This window comes from Frateuria sp. sgz306004 (genome assembly GCF_057750885.1).
Window position 1 is genome coordinate 28,101 of sequence record NZ_JBYLFE010000002.1, and the last position, 10,899, is coordinate 38,999.

Consider the following 10,899-nt stretch of genomic DNA (forward strand, 5'->3'; position numbering starts at 1 on the left):
GTTGCGTCAGGGCGTGTCGTCCCCGTCGAGGGAGCCTTCCGAGGCCTGCACCAAGCCATGCTGGATTGCGTAACGGCACAGCTCGGCATTGCTCTCCAGGGAGAGCTTTTTCATCACGGCGATCTTCTGGGTGCTGATGGTCTTGCGGCTTCGCCCGACGCGTTCGGCGATCTCGGTCACCGTGAGGCCTTCGGCAAACATGCGCAGCACTTCGGTTTCGCGCTTGGTGAGGTGTGCCTCGGTAGTGCCGGGAGTGGATACCGGGACACTTGCAAGCAGCTCGCTCACCTTGGGTGAAAGGAAACGCTGCCCCCCATAAACCTTCTCGATGGCGCTCGGCAGCAGTTCGAAGTCGTCCGATTTGCTCAGCAAGCCTTCCACGCCAATGCCCAGCAGGTGCTGGAACGTGCCGGCGTTCTCCATGCCAGTAAGTACAATCTGACGTATTCCAGGGAATCGCCTACGAAGCAGGGAAAGCAGGGTCAGGCCGTCGCTGTATTGGCCGCCTGGCATGGCGTAATCGGTTACCACCACATCCACTGGCTGACGTTGAAGCAATTGCAGCAACTCGGTGGAGTTATGCGCTTCACCCACCAGCGTGAAGCCGCGATGGCGCGCCACGATCAATTCCAGGCCGGCCAAGAGCGCCGGATGGTCATCAGCGACGGCAATTCGGATGCTCATACTTGTCCTGCCGCTAAATAAGGTGACGTATGACTATTTACATCAGAAAACCCTGAGAGGAATATAGGTCCCAGGCTTACAGTTCCATTCATGGGAGTGCCCCTGCTATGGATGACTTGAAGGTGAGGGTCGCGGTTGCCGATGACCATCCGGTCATCCGCATGGGCATTGAGGCCGCGTTGGCCGAGGTGCCGACCATTGCGTGCATCGGTGTGGTGCCGAACTCCACGGCGCTGATCACCCTTTTGGATCGTGAGCCTTGCGATGTCCTGGTAACGGACTACGCCATGCCAGGCGGGAACTACGGCGATGGACTGGAGTTGATGGACCTGCTCCAGCAGCGCTACCCCGACATGGCGATCGTGGTGATGACGGGCATCGAGATGCCTTCGCTGATCCGCACGCTGATGTCCAAGGGCATTCAGAACCTGGTAGGCAAAACCGACGAGCTTTCTCACGTGCCGAGGGCCGTGCAGGCGGCGTATGTGAAACGCCGGTATCTGTCGCCCGCCATTTCCGCCATTGTGGGAACAGAGCGCATTGGTGAGCCTTCCGAGGCGTTGACCAAACTTTCGCAACGTGAGCGCGAAGTGCTGGCCTTGTATGTAGGCGGCGCAACCATCGGCGACATCGCCGCACAGCTTCAGCGCAGCAAGCAGACGGTGAGCACCCAAAAGATGCGTGCCATGGCCAAGCTCGGTGTGAGCAAGGATGCCGAGCTGTTCCGCTATGCCGCGGAACTCGGCGGTGCACCCGGCGTGGCCGCCTGAGTTGCTCATTCTGATGGCGACCCGTTGGGGCGCCGATAGCGCTGCGTGAGTTGGTGGAGATCGTTGCGCAGCGTTGTCAGTTCCTCGTCCAGGCCATCCATGCCGTACTCGCGAAGTTCTTCTTCCATGGCTGAGCAGCGCTGAGCCAGTTCCGATTCGCGCAGCATCATCAGTGCGCCTTTGAACGAGTGCACGGCGGCGACCAGTTGCGTGGTGTTGTCCGTAGCGAGTGCGGCATCCATGGCGGCGATATCTTCCAAGGCGCGCTGCAAGAACACCTGACGGATTTTCTCCGGCAGTGCGGACGAGGCGTTGCCTTGGTTCGAGGACGCGGGCACTACGGGAGCTTGCGGTGGCACGACCCAGCGCAGTAGCGCGTCTTTCAATTGAACCAGCGAAAGGGGCTTCAGCAGCAGCTCGGTGACGCCGAGCTCTTTGCAGCGGGCCTTTTCGCTCGCCAGTGCGGAGGCCGTGACGGCGAAGATGGGTTGCTCTTGATCCCGCTCGCGCAGAATCTTGACCAGGTCATACCCGCTCATCTCCGGCATGTTCAAGTCGGTGAGCACGGCTCGGTAAATGCCAGGTTGCCAGTATTGCAAGGCGGCGTGGCCGCTCTCCGTGGCATCGACGCGGTAGCCGAGCGATTCGAGTTGTTCGCGCAATAGCTCTCGGTTGACGGGATGATCCTCGACCAGGAGTACACGTGCGGATTCAGAGGGAGCAGCCGCGCTGGCATGACTTGCCGTTGCGGCGACCGTGCCACGAACAGCATCAAGCAAGGCATCGCCCGCATAACAGGACACCCAAACCGCGCCGTCGCGCCATTGCGGTGACAGCGGGCCATCGGTGGTGACATGCACGATGCGCTCGACATGGACGGTGTTCTCTGGCGCACTCAGCTCCGGCGGTGCGGATTCGTTATCCACCAGCACCAGCACAATGTTCTCCGGAACATCGGTGGGTAGCTCCTGCCCACTGCCCACCGTGATGACGCGGGCACCCTGGAAGCTGAGGTATCCCCCCAGTTCCGTGCGCCACTCCTGCACGGATGTCAGCAGCACCAGCGCCATGCCATGCAGTGGTCTCGTTTCGCGCTCCAGGGCATCTCCCGGTGCCGCGGTCAGCGGTACGTGCAGGCGGAAGATGCTGCCGACACCGTGAGTGCTGCGCAGATCCATATGCCCGCCCAACAGGTGCGCCAGTTGTTGGCAAAGCACCAAGCCAAGGCCCGTGCCGCCGTAGCGTTGCGCGATGCTCTGGTCAGCTTGGGAAAATGGCTTGAATATGCGCCGTTGTTGTTCCGGGGTGAGCCCAATGCCGGAGTCGAGCACTTCGAACCGCACCCAGGTGCGGTCGTCGGGCGCGGCGTCGTCACGCACCACATTGAGCAGGATGCGGCCGGAATCGGTGAACTTGACCGCATTGCTCAATAGGTTGTTGAGGATCTGGCCAATGCGGTGTACGTCGGAAATATAGTGGCCGTCCAACGTAGGCGCGATGTGGAAGTACAGGGGGACGCCCTTGCGCTGTGCTTGCGGCGCAAACAGCAGTGCCGCCGCCTCCACTACTGGCCGAAGCTCGAACGGAGCGGGTGCCACGTCCATCTGGCCGGCTTCGATCTTGGAGAAGTCCAGGACATCACTGATGATCCCCATGAGGCTATCTGCCGATTGCCTGACACGGTGCAGGCGCGCCTGCTGGGTGGCGTCGAGCGGGCTGTCGGCCAGCAATTCCAGGTGGCCGAGAATGCCGTGTAGCGGTGTGCGGATTTCGTGGCTCATGTTGGCCACGAACGTGGACTTGGCATGACTCGCGGATTCCGCCGCCACACGAGCATCTTCCGCCGACTGTCGTGCGCTCTCCAGATGGTGCTCGAACTCCATCTGGGCGGTGACATCGTGAAACGTGCATAGCCACACGTCACGCTCTCGGTAGCGTGCCGGCGTGGCAACGACTTTGAGTTGTCGAAGGCTTCCATTGGGCCAGCGTACCGAGAGCGGCCAGTCCAATTCACCGGCGGGCGTGGCGGCCGTGCGAAGCTGCTCGACGAGCTGCGTGAACACCGGGTGGCCCGACGAAAAGTCACGATCACCCAGCACATCGTTCATGCGCTGATTCTTGAGAATGAGGGTGGATGTGCCCGCATCGACCAGGCACATGCCCACCGGCGACGCCGTAATAATGGTGCTGTTGAGCGCCTCACTCTCGTACACCATGGCGGCCTCGGCCAGCGCGGGAGCGACGGTGCGCCGGTGAATCCAGAACAGCAACAGCCAAAGGCCAGCAATGCTCAACAACGCGGCGCCAAGGATGTTGCTTACGCGGATGGCTTGGCTGGCCCAGAAATCCTTGAATGTGTAGGTGTGCACCAGCATCCAGTCAGTGCCGGGGAGAACGCCGATGACGGTGGACACGCCATTTTCGTGCCAGCTCATGCGTGCATTCGCAGTCAACTGCGCTTGATGGGCTTCGATGAAGGCGGCAATTGCGTCGCGACGCAAGACGGAGACGGTCCCATTGCTGGGGTAGAGCACGTCGCCTCGCCGACTCACGATGGCAAAGGCGCCGGGAGCAATGCGATCCAGGACGGCGCGGTACTGTGCCAGTGGCTGGAAGTACACGCGTCGAAGATACTCGTTGGCGCCATCCCGTAGTGAAACACTGATGAATAGCGCCATTTCGCCAGACACCGGGTTACGCGCCAAGTCATACACAATACGGCCATTGCGGGTAACGATGGCAGTGGGTGATTCGCGTTGCCGCTCATCCATGGCTTGCAGTTGATCGAGCGCCTCGTTACGGGTGCTGACATGAAGGGCCTTGAGCAATGTCGACTCGTTATCCACCCCGCTTAACAGAAAGAAGGAATGGGTAGGGTCGTAGGAGAAGGTGAAAGCATTCGGATCCTCTATGAAGAGATATATCCATGAGGCGAACAACGAATGCTGTCGGGTAAGGCCGAGGTAGCGTGCGAGATCGGGTTGCGGCAAGGTCGAATCAGGGCGGGCGAGGACCAGCCAAGGCAGTGATTTGCGCCCTTCTGCCTTGACGGCGAGCTCGAAGCCCTTGGCCTGAAATGAAGGAAGCAGTGTCTCGCCGTCGCGTTCAAGGCGATCGCGCTCATCTACCCATAGCGCGTCGGTAATGTTGGCGATGGAGGCGTCGTTATAGCCGCCTTGACGAAACTCGGCGCTGAGCGCGGATTGTCCCAGACGGAATTGATCCCATTGGTTGGCGGCGAACTCGCGCATGGCGGAGCCTACGCCAAGCAAAGCCATGAAAAGAATCAAGGCGGTGAGTAGGCCACCTCCACCCCAGAGCGAGCGACGCTGATGCCGGCGCAGGGCTTTCACGCCTTCTCGAGCATCGGAGCTGCCTGGTTCGAGGTCCTGCTGCAGAGGGTTGGACTCGGTCACGCTGGCCTCGCGTCATGTTGGTTGCCGCACGCACCCCGCGGATGTCATCGGTCGTTCGGCGATGCCGTCCGTTACCGCGGTCGATGGCTTGGCCTGTGTCGGGGTGGCACCGTCGCATCTATGTAAGATGCGACGGTGCTACGCAACGCTATCAGGTAGAGGTGGTCTTGCCGAACAGTTCAAGCACCGACGTGGTGGCCACCTTGGTGCCCACAGGTATGGCTTTCAGGTCGACAATGAAATTGGGGTTGTGTGCCGAGTACGGCATCATCTTGCCCTCTTTGCGCGCCTTGGCGAATACGTCGGGATCGGCCACGCCAACAATGAGGAATGTGAAAGGCACGTCTTTGTTCGGGCCGAGCAGCAAGTGCACGTCTTCCGAGCCAGTGGCGGGCGGAAAATCGGTGACGACATTCTTTTCGCCGAGCAGCTGCCGCAGGGGCACTGCCAGGCGGTTAGCGAGCGCATCGCTGTTGACAAGTGGGGTTGAGCCACCCTTCATGGTGATGACAGGGAGCTGATTCTCGGGCATGCCGTAAGTGCGCGCGATGCCATTGCTGACGCTGCGGATACCAGCGATCAACTGCTCGCGTACTTTGGGGTCGTACCAGCGTAGGTTCGCCTTGACCAGGGCCGTTGCCGGGATCACGTTGTTGTCCACACCCGCCTGGATGGAGCCGACGGTGAGCACAGCCGTTTGCTGCGGCTCGATCACCCGGCTGACTATCGCCTGATATTCGACCACCGCATAGGCCGCCATCAATACCGGGTCCTTGGTCAATTGCGGCATGGAGCCATGGCCGCCGACGCCCTTGAAGAGAATGTCGATCTGGTCGGTGCCGGCCATCTTGGGGCCGCCTGAACTCACGACTAAACCCACGGGGCCCGGTGCCGTATGCATGCCAATGAAATAATCCGGCTTAGGCAAGCCGTACTTGGTCCATAGGCCATCGTTGACCATCGCTTGCGCGCCTTCAATCAACTCTTCGGCCGGCTGCGCCACCAGAATCAGCGTGCCGCTCCATTCCTTTTTAAGGGCGACCATGGCCTTGGCCATGCCGAGCATCCATGTCACGTGTGCATCGTGGCCGCACATGTGGGCGACCGGCGACTCGGATCCGTCTTCGCGTTGCACACGCACTTTGCTGGCATAGGGCAGGCCGGTGGCTTCCTCGACGGCATTGGCATCCATATCGGCGCGATACATCACGGTGGGGCCGTTGCCGTTCTTCAGTACTGCGACCACGCCGGTTTTGCCGATACCGGTTTTTACGTCAAAACCGAGATCTTTGAGCTCTTTCGCGACGATGCCGGCTGTGCGTGTTTCCATGAAGCCCAGCTCGGCGTGCTGGTGAATGTCTTTGAAGATCGTGGTGAGTCTGCCGGAATCACCATCGATCTCCTTATTGGCTTGCTGCATGAGAGCGGGCGCTACGTGCGAAGTCTCCGCCCAGGTTGGCGCGACAATCAACGTGAAAAGAAGAGCCAGGGCGAGTGTGCGGCGGCGCATGGTGGAGCTCCTTCGGAAGGTATGACGTAGGACCGATCTCATGCAGTGCATGAGTGTGCGCGGAGCTAACGAAGTATTACGGGAGCAAGCGCCAGGCAGGGTAAGTCTTAGTTGGCGTTGGTGGCATTGTATGCCTACATATGCGTGCGGCGTATGCCCTTTCGGCACGTTCTGATCGAGTCGCTTTGGGCCGCTCTATGGCCGATATGGTCTTCGATCCGTGTGGCGGTTTGTTTCCCCAATCGATGTTTGCGTGCCTGCCTGCATGCTCTGGGTGATTCACGTCCACGTCACACGCTGACATGCGACCTCCATAAGCCTTATCGACACGAGGGCTAAGGAGTACTCCATCAATCAGATTAGTCTCATGGAGATGCCGGCGGTCGGCTCATAAGCTCAGTTCACCCCATCCCGCCCTCTTTAGGACGGCTCCCCTTGAAGCGCTTATGAATCCATTGGCCGCCACCTGCGAGCAGTTGCTTCGCCGCTGGTTTCTCGCCAGCCCAAGAGGCTTAGCGAAGACCCGCGCCATCCTGCTATGTCTGCTTCTGGCTGTGTGGCCGGCGTCGTTGTTGGCCCAATCGGCGGATGGCGTGGTGCTGGACGCGTCGGAGCTGGCTTGGATCGAGGCACACCCGATAGCCAAGGTCGGGGTGTTCGCCGGCGACAACCTTCCCTTGGAATCCTGGGTAGCGGGCCGGGCCGAAGGCATCAGCGTGGATTACGTGCGCTTGCTGGCCCAGCGACTTGGCTTGCAGCTGGAATTTCTGCCGGTAGGGGCAGCGGGTACATCGGCTAGCGCGAACGAGGCCGATCCAACGTATGACATCCGCTTGGGTGAATCCCTGACGGATGAAGGGGCGCAGCAGTTCAGTTACTTGCGGCCACTCATGGAAGGGCCGCCGACCATGGTGACCCGCAAGGACGCCAATACGCTTCGCTACGAGAGCGATCTGGCCCGCATGCGCCTGGTGGTCGAGAGGAACCTGCCCGCGCTGGCAACGAGCTTGAGCAAGCGGCTGCCCGATGCCACCCTGCTGTTTGCCAACGACGGCCAGCAAGCGCTGGACATGTTGGTGGCGGGTCGCGCCGACGTATATATCGGCAGCACGCCAGATCGCACCCAGGTTCTGGTGAGTCGACGCAAGGCCGATGACGTAAGCATCATTGCGCCCCTCGACCTTCCGCCTACGCAGATGGGGCCGGCGGTGCTGAAGGAGCATGCCATGCTCTGGCAGCTCCTGCGTAAGGCTGAAGCAAGCGTCACCGAGAAGGAGTTGGCGCAACTACGTGCCAACTGGGGTATTGGTGAGCCGCCTCGTGCGAATCAGGCCGGAGGTTTGGCCGGGTTGAGCACCGCCGACCGGGAATGGCTACATCGGCTCAAGCCTTTGAGGCTAGGCTACGAGGTCAACCGCTACCCCTATACATTCGCCAACCGTAGCGGTGAATTCGATGGACTGGCAGCCGACTATATCGACTTGATCCAAGAGCAGTTGGGCATAAGCATCCGACCCGTTCCGGCACGCGATTGGCCAGAACTCGTCCGCATGGTTCAGGCGGGGGAAGTGGACATGGTGGCGGCCTCCATGCCCGATGACTTCCTCGATAGTGGGATGGTTTTCAGTCGCCCCTACGAGCGCTTTCCCGACGTCATCGTTACGCGCCAAGGTGCGCGCGCGAGTACTACCCGCATTGATGATTTGGCCGAACGCACGGTGGCGTTGCGGGAACGATCCGGAGAGCTGGCGATCATCCGGCGTCTGCTACCGCGCAGCCGACTGTTGCCGATGTCCAGCAATGAAGATGGTCTCGCGGCGGTAGCCGCAGGTACGGCCGACGCGTACATCGGCACGTTACCGGCGGTGGATCCGCTGATCCGGCAACGTTTCGGCACCCTCCAGGTAACCGGGCAGCTCGGCATGGACGAGGGGCTGGCCATCGGTGTTGCGCAGGATTACGCGCCGTTGGTGCCGCTGATCAATCGCGTGCTCGGAAACATGAGCGACCGTCAGCGCGAGTCCATGCGCAATCCTTGGCTTCGTATCGCCTATTTCTATGGTGTGCGTTGGCTATGGGTGGTGATGGGCATTGCGTTGGGGGTGGTGATCGTATCGATCATGATTTACGCCTACGTGCGCCTGCGCCGCCTGGTGCGCGCCAAACTGGCGACCGAAAAAGAGCTCGCCGATCAGTTGCTCTTTCAGCAGCAATTGCTGGAGGCCATCCCCTATCCCGTCTTCGTGAAGGACACCGAGGGGCGGTACATGGCCGTCAATCGAGCTTACGAGGTGATGTACGAATGTGATCGGGGCCGGCTGATTGGCCGTACGGCACAGGAAGCCGGGCACCTGTCGGACGCTGCGACTCAGTGGGCGCACGAACTCGATGCCGAGCTTATCCGTCACGGTGACGACATTTCGCTCATGATCGACGGTGAGCCGCGTGAACAGGATGGTAAGTCGTCGCGTGCCATACTCCTGTGGTCACACCGCCTCATGAACTCCCGTCAGCAGGTGATCGGCCAACTTTGCACGATGGTGGACGTGACCGACTTGCGCGATGCCAAGGCGGCTGCGGAAGCCGCTGTCGCGGCGAAGGGCGCGTTCCTTGCGACCATGAGCCACGAGATTCGTACGCCCATGGCGGGGGTACTTGGCCTGATAGAACTGATGACGTTGACCGCGCAGGAGCAGGATCAGCGTCGCATGTTGGGCATGGCGAAGGATTCGGCCAGCTCCTTGCTGCAGATTCTGGACGACATTCTGGAGGTGTCACGGATCGAGTCGGGCAAGCTGGTGCTGGACCTGCAGCCCTTTGACTTGCGTACGCTCGTGGATGGAGTCGTTGGCGTATTCTCAGCGCTCGCTCGCGAGAAGGGAGTGCGCTTATATGCCACGGTGGATCAACGCGTAGCGGGCGAGTATCGCGGTGACGCCGGGCGCGTACGCCAGATTCTCACCAATCTGCTGAGCAACGCCATCAAATTCACGGCTCGTGGACACGTGGAGCTGCGAGTGGATGTCCAGGCAGAGACCGCCGATGGGCAAAGCTTGCGCATCGCCGTATCTGACACCGGCATTGGCATTGCGGAGGAGCATCTCGCACGGCTGTTCCAGCCTTTCACCCAGGCTGAGGCCTCGACCGTCAAACGATACGGCGGCAGCGGGCTTGGGCTCACCATATCGCGACAGCTGGCACGCCAGATGGATGGCGACATTCGCCTTATCAGTGCAGAAGGGTTGGGCACCCAGGCGAGCTTCGAGGTCGCGTTTGCGGCCGTTGGCTCCTTGGCTGTTTCGCCCGTACTGCATGGTCGCGGGGCTGTCATCTACACGCAGGACGATCTACTGGAGCGCGGGCTTTCCCATGCGCTGGGTGCGCTGGGCCTCATGGCGGTCGGCCGTGGCAGAGATGGTCCTGCCGCGACGGTCGTGGCAGGCGCCGACATCGTATTCATGGATGCCGCGGCCGCCGCTGGCGCAAACTTTCCTCCAAATATCCCGGTCGTGCGGTTGAGTAATACATCGGATCCGCGAGGCCTGTATCACGAAGCTGGATCGCCGGTTCTCAGCACCCACCCGTTGCTGTGGCACGCCGTGCGTGACGCTTGCCTCGCCGCACTTGGCAATGATGCGCAACGATTCGAGGACATCGTCACCATTCCCTCGGTGCAACACCGGGCCCGTGTGCTTGTGGCGGAAGATCACCCCATCAATCGTGCGGTGATCGCACACCAGCTCGAACGCCTGGGTTATGAGCACTTGGTCGTCGAAGATGGCCAACAGGTCCTTGATGCCCTTCAGCGCGAGCGATTCGACATACTGCTCACCGATTGCCATATGCCAGTCATGGACGGCTATGAGCTGACCCGGCGTATTCGTGAGATGGAGGGCGAGGCAGGCCCTCGCATGCCTATCATCGCCCTCTCCGCCAGCGTGCAGCGCGAGCACGTTCAACGCTGTCGTGACGCGGGAATGGACGACTTTGTGTCCAAACCCGTTGCGCTGGATGTGTTGGAATCCGTGCTGTCTCGACATTTAGAGTTGCAGCGTGAGGCTGCTCTGCTATAGCAAGCCCCTTGGGCGTGGAAACGATTGGCGGTGGTTTGTTTCCATCCGCCAACATTCCCTTATGGCGATATCAATAATGCTGCGCTGGCTGGCCGATTAATCGGCGAAACTGTAAGTCATCACGCCGATGACGACGTTCGAAGTACCATGAAGCGCGTGCCTCCCTGGTCGATTTGCGATTGAGTGATTGTCCAGCTATGGCAAGTTCGCCGCACTCTCGCTGTGGTTGATGGAACAACTCCTTCGCCGCCTGGTTGGGCGGCTTGCTCGGATGCCTCGCAGTTGGCGATCCACCTGGGAGGATGTTTCCCGAGCAGCACCCTTCATCAAAAGTGATTCCAGGCTGGCATGCGTGCCGCACGAGCGCAGTCGGGTCGAGCGAGGCGACACAGCATGCCCCTCTAGAGAGGTCATGCTGCGGTGCAGCGAAATATCGTATCGCCTGC

Annotated in this window: 5 protein-coding genes; 2 read left to right on the plus strand and 3 right to left on the minus strand. The window is 60.7% G+C overall.

All coding sequences use genetic code 11. The features are described 5' to 3' along the window. Positions 1-6 precede the first annotated feature (6 nt). A complete protein-coding gene (locus AC3G2C_RS03565; RefSeq protein WP_488383242.1) occupies positions 7-684 on the minus strand; it encodes a response regulator in 678 nt (225 codons plus the stop codon). Between the two features lie 107 nt (positions 685-791). Between AC3G2C_RS03565 and AC3G2C_RS03570 the strand changes: the two genes are divergently transcribed. Continuing rightward, positions 792-1,454 carry a response regulator gene (locus tag AC3G2C_RS03570; RefSeq protein ID WP_488383243.1) on the plus strand — a complete coding sequence of 221 codons (663 nt, stop codon included), beginning with the start codon at positions 792-794 and terminating at the stop codon, positions 1,452-1,454. A gap of 5 nt (positions 1,455-1,459) precedes the next feature. Here the strand turns inward: AC3G2C_RS03570 and AC3G2C_RS03575 are convergent, their stop codons facing one another. Both AC3G2C_RS03575 and AC3G2C_RS03580 read right to left on the minus strand, forming a co-directional pair. Beyond that, positions 1,460-4,870, minus strand: coding sequence for an ATP-binding protein (locus AC3G2C_RS03575; RefSeq protein ID WP_488383244.1), 3,411 nt, complete (start codon positions 4,868-4,870; stop codon positions 1,460-1,462). A gap of 151 nt (positions 4,871-5,021) precedes the next feature. Further along, the gene (locus AC3G2C_RS03580; RefSeq protein ID WP_488383245.1) at positions 5,022-6,380 is read right to left on the minus strand and encodes an amidohydrolase; all 1,359 of its coding nucleotides are present in this window, start codon (positions 6,378-6,380) and stop codon (positions 5,022-5,024) included. 446 nt (positions 6,381-6,826) lie between these two features. Between AC3G2C_RS03580 and AC3G2C_RS03585 the strand changes: the two genes are divergently transcribed. After that, positions 6,827-10,453 (plus strand): response regulator, encoded by a 3,627-nt coding sequence (locus AC3G2C_RS03585; protein WP_488383246.1) that lies wholly within the window; start codon positions 6,827-6,829, stop codon positions 10,451-10,453. Positions 10,454-10,899: the final 446 nt, after the last annotated feature.